Below are 17,916 nucleotides of genomic sequence, written 5' to 3' on the forward strand. Positions count from 1 at the left end.
GACTCTTATTTTCATGAAACCGGTTTCTTTATTTATATGTGAATAGTTTCACTACTTAGCAATTTTAGGAATTGGCCTTTCAATAAGCCGCAGTAATGTTTCAGACTCTAACCGATCAATTATCACATTGACTGCTACCTGCATTAATTTGTCATTTAAGTTTTTTTCTTCCATCGCTTGGCCAAATCGATTTTCGAGATTTTTAAACGAAAATCGAAGACGCTTGATAAATTGATCATAGGCCTTCTGGGGATAAATATTTGCCGTCACCTGATCAATGCCGTGGCGAATTGTTTCCAAAGAAAAAGCCGGTTTTAACAGACTAATCAAAATAATATCGGCCAACTGCATCGTCTGGTACTTCTTCTTAACCGGCGCAATAATGGCTTTATGCTTAACGTAATTATTGATCATCGCTGGTGTGACGTGGTCAACGCCAATTGGCCCCAGCAGATTATTAACCAGTGCGGTCACTTGGTCCATATACAGCGCAAATTTAGGTAATTCAGACCATAGTGGCAATTCAACGGTTTTTAACTTCTCTTCCCACTTCTTGTAAGATTGATACGCTTCCTCATTACTAGCTGACATTAACATCGCCCCTTACTCATATCGTTAATTATACCACTTTATGTAGTTTTTAAAACTAGGTGGTAGGCTGGTTAAAGAAGTATTTTCTGAATTGAAATTCGAGCAGTCTCTCAGTTCCCGATCATCAATCATGACACAACGATTCGTAATTTGATCGATTAAAACGTATAAAAAAAGCCCTAAAAGGTAAATCATCCTTTTATGGCAAAATCACCAGGCTGAAAACAAAGTTGATTTGGCTTTTTTGTAATCACTCATTTAATTAGAATGTCGCTTCGACTTACCCCAAAAATGCTGGATAATCTCAATTATCAAAAAGAAGCCGGCAATCCCAATCACATTTTCAACGAACATAGTCAAATCCTTTAGCCAGCGCAATTGGCCAAATTGAAAGAGATCTAGAACACCTCTTAAAATTGTTAACGGGACTAACACCCACATCATCAAACTGAGATCATCAATTAATCCCGAAAAAATTGATTTAATCGTTTTCACTTTGTTCACCGACCTCCTCGCTTAGCTGCTCGAGCCGCTCTCTTGGCCGCCCGCCGATCCAGTATCTTGGCAATCACACCCTGCATAAAGATGTAAATCGGATACGCCGTCGCAATTAACGGAACAGCGTAAAGCCAGATATCTTTATTAAAGAAAGAAACCAGTGAGAAGATATTATTGAAGAAGACAATAATCGCCAGAAAGGCTGCCAAAACCAACACATCCATGGCCAACTTCATCCGATTCCACGGTCGCGAAACCAACACTAGTGCCAACCAACAAATTGCCCCAGTTAATAACACACATAACGTGGACGTAAACTCATAGTGTAAGCCGAAAAAGCGTCCCAAAATTTCAATCACCATCACATACCCGACCACACAGACTGCCGCCGGTGCCGAGACAATCAAAACCTGCCGCATAAACTGATTGGTAATTCGACTAAAGTTGGGTTCCAACGCCAAGATAAACGACGGGATACCGACCATCAGTGAGGTGATTGGGGTCAGTTGAATTGGCTCAAATGGATACTGCATGGCCAGAAAAACAAAGATAATCGTTAACGCGACTGAATACATGGTCTTAATCAAGTACATTGATGCGACTCGTTCAATATTGTTAATGACCCGACGCCCCTCATTTAAAACGTCAATCATTGCATCGAAATTTGAATTAATGAGGACAAAATCTGCGATACTCTTAGTGCTCTCACTACCAGAAGCCATTGCAATTCCACAATCGGCCTGCCGCAGCGCCAGCAAATCATTCACCCCGTCACCGGTCATCGCAACCGTATGCTTCTGACTTTGCAGCGCCGTAATCAACCGCTTCTTTTGATCGGGAGTCACCCGGCCAAACACCGTGTGTTCAGCCGCAATCTTTTCAAAATCAGCCTCGTCTTCAACGGTTGACATATCGATTTGATGCTCGGCGTTTTGAATTCCGGCATTTTTAGCAATTGTTGCCACCGTAGTCGGGTCATCACCGGAAATAACTTTAATCGTGACCCCTTGATTGTTGAAGTATCGAAATGTATTGACCGCGTTAGGCCGAATCACATCGGAAATTAAGATCAATCCGATCATTTCGGGAGCCTTTAGTGGCTGCTCAGCATTCAGGCCGTCCACCTTGGCCACTGCCAACACTCGAAAACCTTGTTTGGCGTATTTTTGAATTTGCTGAATCACGTGATCTGGTAATTGTTTAAAGATAAACTGAGGCGCGCCAAAGACATAGTCATGGCCATCCGCAAAGGCTGCCCCACTCCATTTTCGTTGCGATGAAAACGGTACGCTGGTTTTAACTGTCATTTCCGGATCTTCAAAAGCTGTTTTAAGTGCATTGGCCGTCTCATTGGTATCACCAGTCCCGTAAGTAATGCCGGCAACCACTCGTTCCAAGTCGGCCACCTTCATTTCAGGAACCATCGGAATAGCTCGTTCAAACTTGAGGTCACCGCTGGTAATCGTGCCGGTTTTATCCAAACAAATCACATCAACTCTGGCTAATGTTTCAATTGCCGGCAGATCACGAACCAATGTTTTCTTTCTGGCCAAATGCATCGCTGAAACTGCCAGCGTCACCGAGGTCAGTAAAACCAAGCCTTCCGGAATCATCCCAATCATCGCAGCAGCGGTACCTAAAATTGCCCGATTAAGATGACTATCACCAAGATATTTAGCAATGAACAACACTACGCCTAATGGAATGATAACATACGTTAAAACTTTAATAATTCGATTAATAGTGTTCAACAGAACGCTTGAGGTGTCTTTTCCTTCTTTGGCTTCGTTGGAAATATGATTAACAAAGGTTTGGGCGCCAACCTTAGTCACTAACATTTTCCCGGAACCACCGACCAAGTAGGTTCCCGAAGTCAAAGTGTCATCCATCTTCTTTGAAATCGTTTTAGATTCTCCAGTAATGGGTGACTCATCAACTTCCATCCCCCGCGACTGCATCACAACGCCGTCAACCGGGATTTGATCTCCCCGATTCAGTACCAGAACATCTCCCAGCACTAAGTCTTCCGGATAAATCGACTGGGGTTGACCATCCCGAATCACGGTTGATTTGCCTTCCGCCAGCAGCACCATTTTATCAACTTGTCGTTTGGATCGAATTTCCTGAATGATCCCAATGATCGTGTTAAAAAACGCAATCCCCAAAAACAATAGGTTTTTATAACTCCCCGTATAAAAGATCAAGCCGCCCAACACAACATTGATCAAATTAAAAAGAGTAAATGTGTTATCTCGTAAAATTTCCTTAATACTGCGGGTCAGAGACTGCTCACCAGTATTTTGATGTCCGGTTTTTATCTGGTGCTCAACCTGAGCAGAAGACAGACCCTGCTCAGGGGAAACTTCTGAAATTTTGACATCTGCCAAGTTAAACGCCTCGCTTTTTACTCAATTGTACAAAATCTCAGTTCAAAAGCATATTGATTTGTATGGATTCAAAAGAAGCTTAAAAAATTTAAACTGGTCGTAAGATTTTAGCAATCAATTTAACAGTCAAAGAAGCCGTCAGCCATCCCTAATTTCTTAAGCGCTTACATAATTTTAACCCAAAACTATGCTAGAATGAAGTCACAATCACGTTATTTAGGGGGAATCTGAATGTTTGAACCAGCCAAAACGACTTATCAACTTAACGATGGCAACCAGATGCCGGTCTTGGGATTTGGCACCTATCAACTAACCAAGCCGGCATTAATGAATCAAAGTATCCAAGCGGCTTATGAAAGTGGTTATCGACTATTCGATACAGCACAATACTATCGCAACGAAAAGATGTTGGGCGATGCCATCCGCAACCTGGGCGTCCCACGCCAAGACGTTTTCATTGTGGATAAAGTGACGGAGATGAATCAGGGCCACGACCTGACCATTGATAGTACCAATTTTTCACTTCAGCAGTTGGGCACGGACTATGTTGATCTACTGTTGGTTCATTGGCCGATTGCCGATAAATTTTTCGAGACCTGGGAAGCTTTTGAAGAATTGAAAAAGCAGGGAAAAGCCCGGTCAATCGGTGTCAGCAATTTCACCCGCTCACAATTGGAACTGCTGAAAACCCAGGCTGATGAAATGCCGGTGGTCAACCAAATTGAAACTCACCCTTACCTTAACCAGACACCACTCATCAAATTTGATAAGGACCAGTCGATTGTCACCCAGGCATGGAGTCCGCTTGGCAGAGGGGTGGTTCTGGATAACCCGATGATTCAAAAGATGGCGGCCCACCACGAAAAGTCACCTGCTCAAATTGTTTTAAGATGGGATATTCAGCGTGGCGTGGCAGTCATTCCAAAGTCACAAACGCCGGCAAGAATTGCTCAGAATGCCGATCTTAACTTTGAATTAAGTGACGACGAAATGTCAATGTTGGATGTCATGAATCGCAATCAACGAACTGGTAATGAACCGGAGCTGGTCTATGAGCTGGGCAAGCAGTATAAACAATTCAAAAAGTAATTTTCAGTGCGACTCTCAATTAAAAATGACAATTTAAAACGGCAACCACGATGAAAATACCTCCATCGCGACTGCCGTTTTAATTTTAACAGTATGTTTTTAACGTCTACTTAATTTTTTTCTTTAACAAGTCTGCCAATTTCTCCAAAGCAGCCTCACGGGTCTTGATGACATCCATATTCCAAATGATCGAGTCAATGTCACCACCGACAAAATCAAATTTTTCATAGTAAATATATGGATTCTCATCGCTATTTTGAAAGACTTTGTCAATTTCTTTTGAAAAGCCCTTTGCCCAATCGTCATCATCCATTTCTTTAAAATCGAGCTTGGTAACGTAACCCTTTTGCTCGATTAAATCGACAGCTTTTTTAACTTCATCGGCCGGATAGTTAAAAGCCTTTTCGGGTTTCTCTTCCTCGTCCGCCTTTTTTTCCTTCTCACTTATTTTAGCTTTCTGAGCCATAAGATACATCCCCTTATTTCTGTCTATCTTAAGCGTATCACTGTTGGCTGCCAAAATTAAGAAAAAACACCAAAATTCCAATAATCTTTTCAACTTTCTTTTATGACTTATCTTTAGGGGATTCCCTGACTAAATGCAATTTCGCTTAAAAAAGAGACATGATAAGCGTATAATTGAAAGTAGTCTATCCGGTGTCAATTAAAGGCGCCGAATTAGCGTTAAATATATTTTGAAATGAGGAATCCAATTTTGGGCGATAGCCAGTTAATGACCAATTTATTGATTATTATAGTGACGTTCTTCTTTGCGGCTTTCTTCGTCGCAAGTGAATTTGCACTTGTTCAATCACGACTAAGTGCACTTGAAGAAAGAAAAAAGAAATTAAAAGACCAAAAGATCACCAGGGGTAAAAAAGTCACTAAGATCAACCGGGAGATCCATATGGTCACCAACCTAAACGAATACCTGTCAACGACCCAAGTCGGGGTCAGTCTGGCCGGTATTATTCTTGGTTATATCGGTGAATCCTTTGTTGTGACCATCTTAGTAGACGTGATGGAAATTCACAACTCACCAATTAATCCGGCCACGGCCCACGCCATTGGAGCGGTTCTGGGGATTATTATTCTGACGTATTTGGAAGTTGTTTTAACAGAAATCGTGCCAAAAAACATCAGTATCGATATGCCAATGAAGGTTTTGAACTTCATTTCAACTCCGCTTCATTACTTCCATATTCTTTTTTACCCGTTTGTCTGGTTGCTCAACGTTTCCGCCAATGGGATTGTTAAATTATTGGGATTGCCATTTGCCAATGAAAATGCCGAATCATTCTCCCAAGCAGAAATTTTGAGTCTATCAAAGAACGCTGTTAAAAGCGGTCAGTTGGAGCAAAACGACTACCTTTACATGCGGCGAGCCTTCCAGTTAAATGATAAAGTGGCCAAAGATATCATGATCGACCGGACCCAATTAGTGGTCATCGACATTACAACCGACGTCAAACAGGCCATTCAAGTCTATCTGCAAAAGAAATTCAGCCGAATTCCAGTCGTTGCCAATAATGATAAGGATAAGATTCTTGGATATGTTTATAACTACGACTTAATCCGTCAATCTCAGGTTGATTCCAGTATCCGAGTTGATCGACTATTACGAGATATTTCGACAACTCCTGAAATGACGCCGATCACTGATGTGTTGCATCAAATGATTAAAAAGAGAACCCCAATTGTGGTAGTCGTCGATGAATATGGTGGTACGTCCGGCATTATTACCGATAAGGATATTTACGAGGAGCTTTTCGGTACGGTTCGGGATGAAATTGATCCGTCATTTACCGAATACGTCTTTAAACAACCAAACGGTTCTTACCAAGTTAGCGGCAAACTCACCACTCACGATTTTGAACGTTATTTTGACGCTGACTTTCCGGAATTTACAAGTTCCGATGCCGTTACACTGGCCGGATACTTCCAGGACAATTATCCTGACGTTAAAGTAGGCGATGAAATTTCATTTGAAAACTTTGACTTTAAAATTGTTGACTTGGAGAATTCCTTCATCAATTGGTTCGAAGTTACTAAGCGAAAGCCTAAAGCACCCGCTGAAAGCACCGATCATCAAACGAACTAATCACAACTCAAGAGACTGGGACAAGACAATTTGTTTTGCGACAGTCTCTTTGTCTATCAGGGCTATTTTTAGTAAATAACAGGTAATAACAAAAATGCTTCATAAGGAGGATTTATTTTGACAAAGCTATGGCAAAAAACACCGGCCTGGCTTACATACACGGTGCTGTTTACTGTGCTGAGCGGCGTTATGGCCGGCAGCCTACTAATGACCGGCCGATCAATGGTTTGGGAGCTGGACGGATTTGCCCAACATTACCCAATTCTGCTTCAACTTCGTCACATGATTGCCACATTCTTGGCCAATCCCAGTCAGGGGTTTACTCACTGGAGCTGGGCCATTAGTCTGGGATCTGATCAGCTCACCAATCTTTCATACTACGTCATCGGTGACTTATTTAACTACTTAGTCATTCTGTTTCCCAAGAACCACCTCGAATTAGCCTTCGAGTTCTTGATCTTCTTAAGAATGTACGCTTCCGGATTAGCCTTTATGCTCTATACCTCAACGTATCGTTTTAAGAAAATCAGTCGGGTAATCGGCGCCTTAGCCTATGCATTTAATGGCTATGCCTTGTCCACCGGCTTGCACCATCCGTTCTTTATCCTGCCATTAATCTTTTTCCCATTGCTCTGTTACGGCATTGACCGGATTCTATTGAACAAATCGTGGTTGCCACTGGCATTGGCTGTTTTTTTGACGTTGTTTGCCAACTTTTACTTCGCATGGATTTTGGCGATTGGTGCCTTTGTTTACCTCATTATTCGCCTTTTGAGTCAGCGGAAAGCTGAAGATTTTCAGTTCTTAAAGTCACTGGGAAAAATGATGCTGGCCGTAATTCTGGGGTTGGGGATGTCCGCAGTTGTCTTTTTGCCAACCGCCTTGTTTGCGACTAAATCAACCCGGATTCACCAAGCGTTCGCTAATGGCATGTGGTTTTTTCCACCAGAATATTACTTAAAAATGCCCAGTGCGATTTTACCAACCGGCCGCGCCATGAGCTTCTGGCTAGTGATTGGGATCTCAAGTCTGTCATTCTTGGGCGTGATTTATACGCTCAAACACTTTAAACAGTATTGGTGGCAAAACGTCGGCTTAATTGTCGCGTTAATTGGGATTCTCATCCCCGCTTTTGGTGCTGTTATGAACGCTATCTCCACGCCATCCAACCGCTGGTTCTTACTGGCTAATATTATTTTTGGCCTGGCCACCATGGCCTTGGTTGACCACTTGAATCAATTAACCAAAAATGACATTGCTTGGCTGACAGCTTCCGGATTGGCACTGATTGTTATTGTCTGGGCAACCAACGGGTTTATTTTAAACTTAAAAGCCCACGATGCAGTTTCTTATGGGTTCCTGTTACTAACAGTGATTGCCTTGCTTGCTATTTTCATCTTCAAATGGCGGCCGTGGATCAAAGTCAGCTTAATGTTGGGCTTGTTTATGCTAAACATCGCGTCAAACATTATTGGCATTTACAGTCCCAATGCCAGCAACCTGGCAATCCAACAGTTGAATCGAGGCTTGGCAACCCGCTTTTCAAACGATTACTACAACGGTGCTCAAAAGTACGTTAAACAACAGCCCGGCTTTTTCAGAACTTCAATGGCCCCTCGATATCACTACAATCAGCACCTTCAAAATCTTGCCAATTATACCAATACCAATACAGACCTATCGATTAATAGTGGCATTAATAATACGTCCGTTTATCTAACCCTTCAAAATGGTTACCTGGGCAACTTCTCCCGGTCAATTGGCAATAGCCAGTTCTCAATGAACACCCCGATCGCCCAAGGGGATTACCGAACAGCATTTAATAATCTGTTGGGTGTTCGATACATCTTTGCTAAAGCCAACCAAAAAAAGCCGCCAATGGTTCCTTATGGTTACCACCTCATTAAAAATGCCAATGGGCAACCCAAGATTTTTCAAGCCAAAGCCAGGGTCAACGCTGTGCCGGCCATTGAAAATATGGATGGGACCGTCATTTATCAAAGTAATAATGCCCTGCCACTGGCCTATACCCAATTCAAAACTTTTTCCAATAAAGCTTATCAGAAATTAGATCCGGTTAATCGCGAACGGGTCATGACTCAGGGTGCAGTTGTCAGTGACCGGGAAAACCAACACCCTCTCACTTACAACTCCCCAAGCAAAACGTTGAAGTACCAAGTTCAGATTAACCGATCTACCTTGATTGATTCCGGCAAAAAATTAACTGCTTATCGGCTGGGCGTTCTGGGAGATAAAGATCAAAGAAAAATTATCGAACAGCCGCATGCCCAAGTCAGTCTCGGTGCTAATTTACAAAAAACCAAGGATTTACTGGCAACCAACCGACTGATTTACGAAAATAACCAGTATGAGAATCGAAACGGCTTAAAGAAATTGACAACTGACGTCACCGGCAAGCCGCTCCAATACACCTTAAAGGTTAACCAACCAAAGCAGACCAAGAACGCTGAACTGTATCTGGTTCTATCCGGCATTAAGCAGACAGACGGATCGATTGCGGAACATAATCAGTGGACAGCTAACCAATTTCTGCTTCAAAATAAACTGTATTCCAGATTGGGAAAAGTAAATGCGGCAAGAGCGCATCTTCTCAAGCCAACTTTTGGCGGTTATAATTTTGACGCCTATACCAACGTCTTTCACAATGGTTACGCCCAATATGACAACGATAATTTGTCCAACTATCGCCAGATCAACAACATGGTCTTGAACTTAGGCTACTCAACCAAGTCGCGAAAGCAGATCAAATTAAACTTCAACATGGTTAAAAACATTAAATTCAAATCCGTGAAACTAATCGCCATGCCGTTCAACAAGCGCTATGATCAACAACTTCAAAAGTTAAAACAAAGCGGCTTAACCCACCTGAGCGTTAAAAACAATCGGGTGACCGGCAATTCGCACAATACCCAAAATGGCACATTAGTCACTTCGATTCCGTACTCCAGTGGCTGGAAACTTACCATTGATGGTAAATCGACCCCAACCTTTGTTGTCAATCAAGGCTTTGTCGGCGCTAAACTACCAGCTAGGCAACATCGGATTAAACTGACGTACACCACACCTGGTCTGGGCATCAGTAAATGGATCTCCATTTTCAGTTGGCTGATTGTTCTTTTGGCGATTGGCTTTGTTGGCTTTCGTCAACTACTACCAAAACAAAGGCCGCGACCACGGCACTCATCGACCCAACCACCTTCTAACGATCAAAAACCGCTTGATTAGTCACTTGATAGTGGTTACAGTTATATTATTAAGTATCTTATGTCTTTATTAATGAGGAGAATTGCCAATGACGCCCATCAGGATTTTATTTATGTCAATCGAAGGAAATACCCGTTCCTTCGTCAGAGATTTAACCAAATATGCCGTGGGGATGCACGATCAGGAGGCCAGCCACCCACTAGTGGTCAGTAAAGAAATCAGTGACCAATCCGATTTCGAAGATGAGACTAAACCATTTTTTGTCTTTGTGCCAACCTATTTGGATGGTGGCAATGGTATTGATAATGGGGTTAAAGAACTCATGACCAACACGTTGGGTGAGTATATCGCTTACCATCAAAATGCCTCATTGTGTCGGGGAATTGTCGGTAGTGGTAACAAAAATTTTAACGAACAATATTGTCTAACTGCCAAGCGCTACGCATCCCAATTCAACGTCCCATTTCTAGCCGATTATGAATTAAGAGGAACCGGCCGGGATGTTGAGCGAATTTATAAATTATTGGCGGAAACATAAGTGAGCGGATAAAAGCGGGTAACGCCACTAAATGGTTTAAAAAGCACTGCCTAAAAGGCGTGACTCGATTTTTTTGATCGAGTCACGCCTTTTTAACATGGATCTACGATTTGAGTTGGCGATCAAAACTAACCCGCTGACGATTTAAAATCATTAAGACAACTAGGAAAATCAGAATAATGCCGGCCGCAAACGAGAACAATACGCCATAAGGTGCGAAATCCAGAAGGACCCCGCCAATCAATGGTCCTAAGGCTCTACCCAGCGACATAAACAAGTTATACATCCCTTGGAACTTCCCGCGCTGTTGCGGTGTGGACAAATTATCAATCCAAGCAGGAATTCCCGGGAATCCAATCATTTCACCAATGGTGGTCACAACCATGACAATGACAAACTCATAGTAGGCCTTCGAAAAAATCAGCCCAATGAACGACAAGGCAAAAATAAAGACCCCAACGTAGGTTTGAGTGCTCAGCTTAAAGTGACCGCCAATCCGGTTAACGAACGGTTGGCCAAAGACAATCATTAGCCCGTTTAGTGTCCATAACAAGCTATAATTTTCAAACGGAATGTGCAGGTTAGTCATATGAACCGAGATGACACTTTCCCAGAGGGCATAGGACAGGTAAACGCCCAAAACCACACCACAAATGGCTAGAATCATAGGGCCAACCGTCGTCTCGTGCGGTGCACCACGTTGAATTTTCTTGGCGGGCGCCCGTCGTTGAACTGCCACATTGAAGTCAAATAGCGTAATCACCACGAGGACAAAGTAGAAAACTGCCGCCACAATAAAGACGGTCGTAATTCCCCGTGCCAACAAGAAGCCCACCATCAACGTCCCAATCACAATTCCCAGATTTTGACCAATGTACAACACGTTGAAAATGTCCCGGGTTGAACGCGATTTAATACTGGCCGCATAGGAATTTAACAATGTCATACAGGCGCCATCACCGAATCCAACGAACAACAGCAAAATCGAAAACATGGGCCAGCCGTGGAAGAATACTAAGCCAATAATTGCCGATAATGAAATCAACACACTGATAATAGCAGATTTATAAGGTGACCAACGATCAAACAGATAGCCTCCCAAATAATTGCCGACCATCATAAAAATCGACATTGCCAAAATAGTCATCCCGGCAAGTGTCAATGATTTGTGTAGGTAATTATGCATGTAGACCGTAACTAACGGCCACATGAACGCAGCGCCGGCGTTTAAGATTAACGAGTATAAAATGACCGAACTGAATCGAATTTCACTTCTTTTTGACAAAGTAACCCCCCTTTTCGAATTAATGGTTCTTCCTACTCATTCTCTCACACCTCTTATGCTTTGGGCAATCGGAAGACCCATGTTTCCTTAATAAAACCAGCTTAAAATCGGGCAAAAAAATAAAGCTAAGGCAGTCGCTGCCATAGCTTTATTTTGGAACCCCGATCTAATTACTTGTTGCTGACAAGAACAAACTTGTAATAATGATAAGGGGCATTGCCATATTTAACTTTTAGTGCCTTATTATCCTTATTAACAATAATAAAGTGCGTATTATCAGTGAATCTCAAGTAGAAGCTTTGATAAGTTTTGCTACCACGTTCACGGTAAGTAATTTTCCAGAATGATTTGTTATACGTCGTTACTTTGTAACTAGCGTAGTTAATCAGCTTCTTCTGGAATTTCCCGTTCTTATATAATGCTTGGTTCAAACCGGTTGACTGGCTGAAAGTCGTCACAACCCGGTAACCGTTGTTATTGCCTGAATACCACTTACCAGTTGGTTCATTAATCGTCAGCTTGCTGGATGCTTTGCTGTTAGAAGTGGATTTCGACGTATTACTTGAAGTCGTGCTGTTACTTTTCGATGCAGTGGTTTGTGGCGTTTTAACCGTCACAATCCGGTAGAAATAGGACGTCGATGATCGACGTGCGTAAACGTAAAGCTTTTGATTGGCTTTTAAGTTTGTGTGTAGGTCAGCACTGAATTTACCGGTTTGGCTATCCGCCGTGGTCGTCGAAAGAGTCTTCTTGTTCGAATTACGAACAATAATTGAAACTCCCTTGCTGGCCGTTCCAGTGACGCTCGAAGACGTTGTATAAACGTTGTTAACTGAAAGCGACGGAGAACTGGCAGAAGCCTTTAAACTGACACCTAAAAAGAATGATGCAAGAACAGCAATGAATGCAATAAACTTGATTTTCTTCATTTAGTTGGTCTCCCTAATCTTTAATTTGCAACCTACATTATAAGCGAAAATAGCTGGAATAGGGAATAATTGTTTGTGCTTTTAGAGGATTCTTAAGAAACTGCCCCGGCTTTAATCAACTGCCCTATGGGGATGTCTCTTTATTTTCAACAAAGTCCCGAAGCCAAAGATCAAATTAGCGTCACGGTCGGTGCCTTTAAAACGCTGCACCTATTTTATGGAGAAACTCAACTGCTTATTGACCTAGTCCTAACGCGGCTTGGCATCGTTTAGAGGCGCTATTCAAACCGCAAAAATCAACCTGTAAATAATTTTCAAAATGAAAAAGCCAATCTTGTAAATTTTTATCATTTACATTGGCAATTCCCTTTCGCTGGTGGCGGTTGTGTTATATAATGTTAGCGAAGTGGTATAGACAATATACCGAATCTTGCTTAGTTAATTTGATAGGAGTGAAAAAATTGCCAACTGAAAGACGTTCATTGATCATGCTATTCGGGGCAAACGGCGATCTTGCCGTTCGAAAGCTGTATCCTGCAATGTTCAAACTTTACGAAAAAGGAAACATTCGTGATCACTTTGCTGTGATTGGCTCATCACGATATAAGGTGGATGACGCCAAATACCGGGAGTTAGTCATTAAATCTGTCTCAAAAGAATCGAGCAATAAAAAAAAGATCACTGACTTTGCCAGTCATTTTTACTTTGTTACTCATGACGTCACCGACTTGGCTCACTATTCTGCTTTAAAAGATAAAGCCGATGAATTAGATAAAAAGTATCAATTAGGAGGAAATCGGGTCTTCTATATTTCAATGGCCCCCAACTTCTTTGGTACCGTTGCTAAAAACATTAAAAATCAAGGCTTGCTGTCAACTTCGGGTGGCTTCAACCGCTTAGTTATCGAAAAGCCATTTGGTCGCGACTTCGAGTCCGCAAAGGAATTAAACGATGAATTGAGTAATGCCTTTGAAGAAAACCAGATTTTCCGAATTGACCATTACTTGGGTAAGGAAATGATTCAAAATATCGAAGCCATTCGCTTTGGTAATACCATTTTCGAAGCTCTTTGGAACAACCGGTATATCGATAACGTTCAGGTTACCCTGGCTGAAAAATTAGGGGTTGAGGAACGAGCCGGTTATTACGATAATTCAGGTGCTTTGCGCGATATGGTTCAAAATCATATTATGCAAATTGTCAGTTTACTTGCGATGGAGCAACCGGTTGCATTCAAAGATACCGATATTCGAGCTGAAAAAGTAAAAGCTTTGCGAAGCCTGCGTGTCTACAACGTGGCCGAAGCTTCAACCAACTTTGTCCGTGGTCAATACGGAGCCGTTGGTGAAAACCGGGCTTACCGTGATGAAGATGGTGTGCCAAAAGATTCCAATACCGAAACCTTTGTTGCCGGTAAGCTGTTATTTGATAACTATCGTTGGTCAGGGACGCCATTCTACATCCGGACAGGTAAGAAATTGGCTGACAAATTCACCCGCGTTGATGTGGTCTTCAAGAAGCCGCTGGTAGATATCTTCTCCTTCCCTCAAAGCGGCAAGGCCCTGCTGAATGCCAACGTTTTAACCATCTTTATTGAACCAACCCAAGGCTTTTCACTGCTGGTTAATGCCAAAAACAGTGAACAAGGCTTCCACACTGAACCAGTTAACTTGGAATTTCTTGAAGACTCCAAGCGAACAAGAGAAACCCCACAACCTTACGAACGGTTGATTCATGATGTGTTGAAGGGCGACGGTACCAACTTTGCCAGCTGGCCGGAAGTTGCCAGTGCTTGGAAGTTCGTTGATCAAATTCGACGGGTTTGGGACATCCAACAACCAATGTTCCCGAACTACATTCCAGGTTCAATGGGACCAGTTTCAGCTGATGAACTATTGGCTAGAGACCATCGTGAATGGATCTATAAACTTAATCAATAATTTTAAAGACCGTTTAAAAGGACTTGGCAGTTTAGGCTACTGAGCCCTTTTTGTAAATACTTTTCAATTTTTGAAAGCCAACGCATTTTAAGTAAAGTCATTTGTGGCTCATCTTTTCAACCATCACGCAGGTTAATCATGGTTTATTCATGGAATGACTGTCATTTATGAAAACGCTTCATTAATTTCGACGCTCCTTTTTCACAAACTCATATTTAATCAATTGGATTACCTATGGTAGCGACATTTTATTTCACTTTCTGCTTGTGCAATGGTAAACTTATGGGTGTAGTATCGTAGTAATTCTTAATAGAAAAGGATGGTTTTAAATGTCTGATCAAAAAGCAAACATCGGTGTTGTTGGAATGGCCGTTATGGGTAAGAACCTGGCCCTAAACATCGAAAGCCGCGGTTACACAGTTGGCATCTTCAACCGAACCGGTGCCAAAACCGAAGCTGTTATGAAAGATCACGGAGACAAAAAGTTAGTTCCAAGTTACTCAATTGAGGACTTCGTAAAGTCTCTTGAAACACCTCGACGAATTATTTTGATGGTCAAGGCCGGTAAACCGACCGACGCTGTCATTGATGAATTACTGCCACTTCTCGATAAGGGCGATGTCCTAATCGATGGTGGTAACACTAACTTCCACGACACCATGGCTCGTAACGCCCGCCTAGACAAGTCAGGAATCAACTTCATTGGCATGGGCGTTTCCGGTGGTGAATTAGGTGCCCTCCAAGGCCCATCACTAATGCCGGGTGGCCAAAAAGAAGCTTATGATCTGGTTGAACCGATTTTGAAGCAGATCGCTGCCAAAGCCCCTGCTGACGGTGAACCATGTGTTACCTACATTGGTCCTAACGGTGCCGGCCACTACGTTAAGATGGTCCACAACGGGATTGAATATGGTGATGAAGAGTTAATTGACGAAAGCTACAACATTTTAAGAAACCTTGCCGGATATTCGGTTGACGAATTGGCCGACATCTTCAAGGAATGGAATAAAGGCGAACTTGACAGTTACTTAATCGAAATCACTGCTGATATCTTAACTCATAAAGATGATCTCGGCGCTGACAAGAGCAAGCCAATTGTGGACATGATCCTTGACCGTGGTGCCAATAAAGGGACTGGTAAGTGGAGTTCACAAGATGCCTTGGAAATCGGTGTTGATCAGTCAGTGATCACTGAAGCCGTTTATGCCCGCTTCATTTCCATGCTGAAGAAGGAACGGGTTGCAGCTTCCAAAGTGTTACCAAAACCAAAAGGTGACGTTGATTTCGACAAGAAAGAAATTGTTGAAAAGGTTCGTGAAGCGCTCTACTTTGGTAAAGTCATGAGTTATGCGCAAGGCTTTGCTCAATTAAAAGAAGCTTCTGACAGTTACAAGTGGGACATTAAACTTGGTGAAATGGCTAAGATTTGGCGTGCCGGCTGCATTATTCGGGCTCGCTTCCTGCAGAACATTACGGATGCTTATGATAAGAATCCTGATTTGCAGAACCTACTGCTTGACCCATACTTCACTGACATTGCCAAGAAGTATCAAGAATCAGCTCGTGATGTGGTAGCTCTAGCAACGAAAGCCGGTGTTCCGGTACCATCACTCGCTGCTGCCGTTTCCTACTACGATTCATACCGTTCAGAAGTGGTTCCTGCGAACCTCTTGCAGGCCCAACGTGACTACTTCGGTGCCCACACCTACGAACGGGTTGACCGCCCAGGTAGCTTCCACTACACATGGTACAAAGAACAGTAATTAATAGCATTTTAAAAAATTAAAAAGTCGAACCGCTACGTCAGTGACGTTGGCAGTTCGGCTTTTTTAAATCTTATTTAATTTTAGTAGGTAACCGTTGGGTGCTCATGATCAACGTATTGGACTTTGACTGTAGCCCCAAGATATCGTTCAATATCACTCGCTAAGTCATTCATAGCTTGAGCATGTTTCTCCTGCCATTCCGGTTTTAAACACTCTGAATACATCAGAATATCGGTTGAATCCTCAGTTGTCTCAACTTCTTTGGCATCCCGCCACGCCCAACAACGGCTGGTAACCCGCTGATCATCACGATAGATTACTTCACCTGGTAAGGCGGGATCAGATTCATCTTCGCCAATTGCCGTAAATGGTTCGCCACCCTTGGCAACTTCCAGACTCATATTTCCTTGAATCTTATTCATATCTAATGCGCCAATCGGAAACCCGGTTTGCAGTGAGATTGCGTTATAGATATCCACTAATGGGTCAATACTTCTCACTGGGTTGCCTTTCTTGGCACGTTTTAAAAGATTTTCAACCGCAAACCGAGCACCTTTTTTGGTTTTAAACTTTCTGAAAGCTTCCCGCCACTCATGGATCAGTGGATTAGCACTAATTGGCTCATTGGGGATCAGTTCGGAAACGTGCTGGTTAGCTTCATCCAATAATTCAGGTGGTACCTGACCTCGTTGATGATTATCCAAATGATGAACGGAAAGAACTGCAATCCGAACATCCGGAAAGATTTTCCAAAAAGCCGCTTGAACGGTAAACTGACTCATTAACTTTCACCTCAATAATTAATTTGTATTACATTAACTCACTCATGCCGCTGCTTATAAGCGATTAGAAGACATGATTAAAAACCGCCTGCCTACTCTCCGCCAGTTTGATAAATCAGCTTACTCAATTGCCGCTTCAATAGCGGTTAAAAGCTCCCGAGTGGCCGCTTTGGCATTTTTAGCCTGCATAATCGCTGACACAACCGCAACGCCATCAACATGAGCCGGCTCGATCGCCTGCACATTATGCGCCTTTAAACCACCAATTGCGTAAACCGGAATGTGAACCGCGGCTTTGATTTTTCCTAACGTTTCAATGCTGGTATGAACCGTCTTAACATGGGTTTGGGTGGGAAAGATCGCGCCTACGCCTAAGTAATCAGCCCCCTGCGCTTCGGCCAGTTTAGCCTGCTTTAGAGTCTTGGTTGTCGCCCCAATAATTTTACGATTGCCCAAAATCCGCCGGGCAACTTCAACCGGCAAATCGCTTTGTCCCAAATGCACACCGTCAGCATCAACTGCCTGGGCAATATCCAGACGATCATCAATAATTAATGGAATATGGTGCCGATCAGCAATTCGTTTCACTTGAATGGCCCACTGATAAATTTCGCGACTTGATCGGTGTTTCTCTCGTAACTGTAGCAAGCTGACACCAGCTTCACAAGCCAGATCAATTTGCTGCAAAAAGTCTTCATCATTTAAATGAGTGTGGTCAGTGACCAGGTACAATGGCCGATTGGTAATCTTCATGATCAATTCCTCCAAATTCAGAATTAGTAACA

General features: G+C 42.7%; 14 protein-coding genes. 6 read left to right on the plus strand and 8 right to left on the minus strand.

The genetic code is table 11. The features are described 5' to 3' along the window. Positions 1-51: 51 nt before the first annotated feature. The 3 genes from ED605_RS00900 to ED605_RS00910 all read right to left on the minus strand — a co-directional run bounded on the left by ED605_RS00900 (position 52) and on the right by ED605_RS00910 (position 3,476). The gene (locus ED605_RS00900; protein WP_121977055.1) at positions 52-591 is read right to left on the minus strand and encodes a DUF1836 domain-containing protein; all 540 of its coding nucleotides are present in this window, start codon (positions 589-591) and stop codon (positions 52-54) included. 258 nt (positions 592-849) lie between these two features. Then, on the minus strand, positions 850-1,086 hold the full coding sequence (locus ED605_RS00905) for a hypothetical protein (protein WP_121977056.1): 237 nt from the start codon (positions 1,084-1,086) through the stop codon (positions 850-852). Positions 1,087-1,091: 5 nt separating this feature from the next. Continuing rightward, positions 1,092-3,476, minus strand: a complete 2,385-nt coding sequence (locus tag ED605_RS00910) for a cation-translocating P-type ATPase (protein ID WP_121977057.1) — start codon at positions 3,474-3,476, stop codon at positions 1,092-1,094. Positions 3,477-3,707: 231 nt separating this feature from the next. On the opposite strand from ED605_RS00910, the gene ED605_RS00915 reads away from it, so the two are divergent. Then, a complete protein-coding gene (locus ED605_RS00915; protein WP_121977058.1) occupies positions 3,708-4,565 on the plus strand; it encodes an aldo/keto reductase in 858 nt (285 codons plus the stop codon). A gap of 106 nt (positions 4,566-4,671) precedes the next feature. On the opposite strand, the gene ED605_RS00920 is transcribed toward ED605_RS00915, so the two are convergent. Beyond that, a complete protein-coding gene (locus tag ED605_RS00920; RefSeq protein ID WP_225419010.1) occupies positions 4,672-5,031 on the minus strand; it encodes a hypothetical protein in 360 nt (119 codons plus the stop codon). A 234-nt stretch (positions 5,032-5,265) separates the two neighbouring features. Here ED605_RS00920 and ED605_RS00925 point away from each other — a divergent pair, with 234 nt between their 5' ends. The 3 genes from ED605_RS00925 (at position 5,266) to nrdI (ending at position 10,429) form a co-directional block, all read left to right on the plus strand. Then, positions 5,266-6,666: a hemolysin family protein gene (locus ED605_RS00925; protein ID WP_121977059.1), complete on the plus strand. Its 1,401-nt coding sequence runs from the start codon at positions 5,266-5,268 to the stop codon at positions 6,664-6,666. Between the two features lie 117 nt (positions 6,667-6,783). Further along, a complete protein-coding gene (locus ED605_RS00930) occupies positions 6,784-9,912 on the plus strand; it encodes a YfhO family protein (RefSeq protein WP_121977060.1) in 3,129 nt (1,042 codons plus the stop codon). A 67-nt stretch (positions 9,913-9,979) separates the two neighbouring features. Further along, positions 9,980-10,429, plus strand: a complete 450-nt coding sequence (nrdI, locus tag ED605_RS00935; protein WP_121977061.1) for a class Ib ribonucleoside-diphosphate reductase assembly flavoprotein NrdI — start codon at positions 9,980-9,982, stop codon at positions 10,427-10,429. Between the two features lie 103 nt (positions 10,430-10,532). Here the strand turns inward: nrdI and ED605_RS00940 are convergent, their stop codons facing one another. Beyond that, a complete protein-coding gene (locus ED605_RS00940) occupies positions 10,533-11,714 on the minus strand; it encodes an MDR family MFS transporter (RefSeq protein WP_162919717.1) in 1,182 nt (393 codons plus the stop codon). 170 nt (positions 11,715-11,884) lie between these two features. Then, positions 11,885-12,643: an Ig-like domain-containing protein gene (locus ED605_RS00945; protein ID WP_121977063.1), complete on the minus strand. Its 759-nt coding sequence runs from the start codon at positions 12,641-12,643 to the stop codon at positions 11,885-11,887. A gap of 461 nt (positions 12,644-13,104) precedes the next feature. Here ED605_RS00945 and zwf point away from each other — a divergent pair, with 461 nt between their 5' ends. Further along, positions 13,105-14,583: a glucose-6-phosphate dehydrogenase gene (gene zwf / locus ED605_RS00950; protein WP_162919718.1), complete on the plus strand. Its 1,479-nt coding sequence runs from the start codon at positions 13,105-13,107 to the stop codon at positions 14,581-14,583. A gap of 329 nt (positions 14,584-14,912) precedes the next feature. Next, entirely contained in the window at positions 14,913-16,346 is a 1,434-nt protein-coding gene (gene gnd, locus ED605_RS00955; RefSeq protein WP_121977065.1) for an NADP-dependent phosphogluconate dehydrogenase, read from the plus strand. 83 nt (positions 16,347-16,429) lie between these two features. Here the strand turns inward: gnd and ED605_RS00960 are convergent, their stop codons facing one another. Both ED605_RS00960 and thiE read right to left on the minus strand, forming a co-directional pair. Next, the gene (locus ED605_RS00960; RefSeq protein WP_121977066.1) at positions 16,430-17,131 is read right to left on the minus strand and encodes a B3/B4 domain-containing protein; all 702 of its coding nucleotides are present in this window, start codon (positions 17,129-17,131) and stop codon (positions 16,430-16,432) included. Positions 17,132-17,251: 120 nt separating this feature from the next. Continuing rightward, entirely contained in the window at positions 17,252-17,884 is a 633-nt protein-coding gene (gene thiE, locus ED605_RS00965; protein WP_121977067.1) for a thiamine phosphate synthase, read from the minus strand. Positions 17,885-17,916: the final 32 nt, after the last annotated feature.

The sequence above is a fragment of the Lentilactobacillus raoultii genome (genome assembly GCF_900411375.1).
Lineage (GTDB): Bacteria > Bacillota > Bacilli > Lactobacillales > Lactobacillaceae > Lentilactobacillus > Lentilactobacillus raoultii.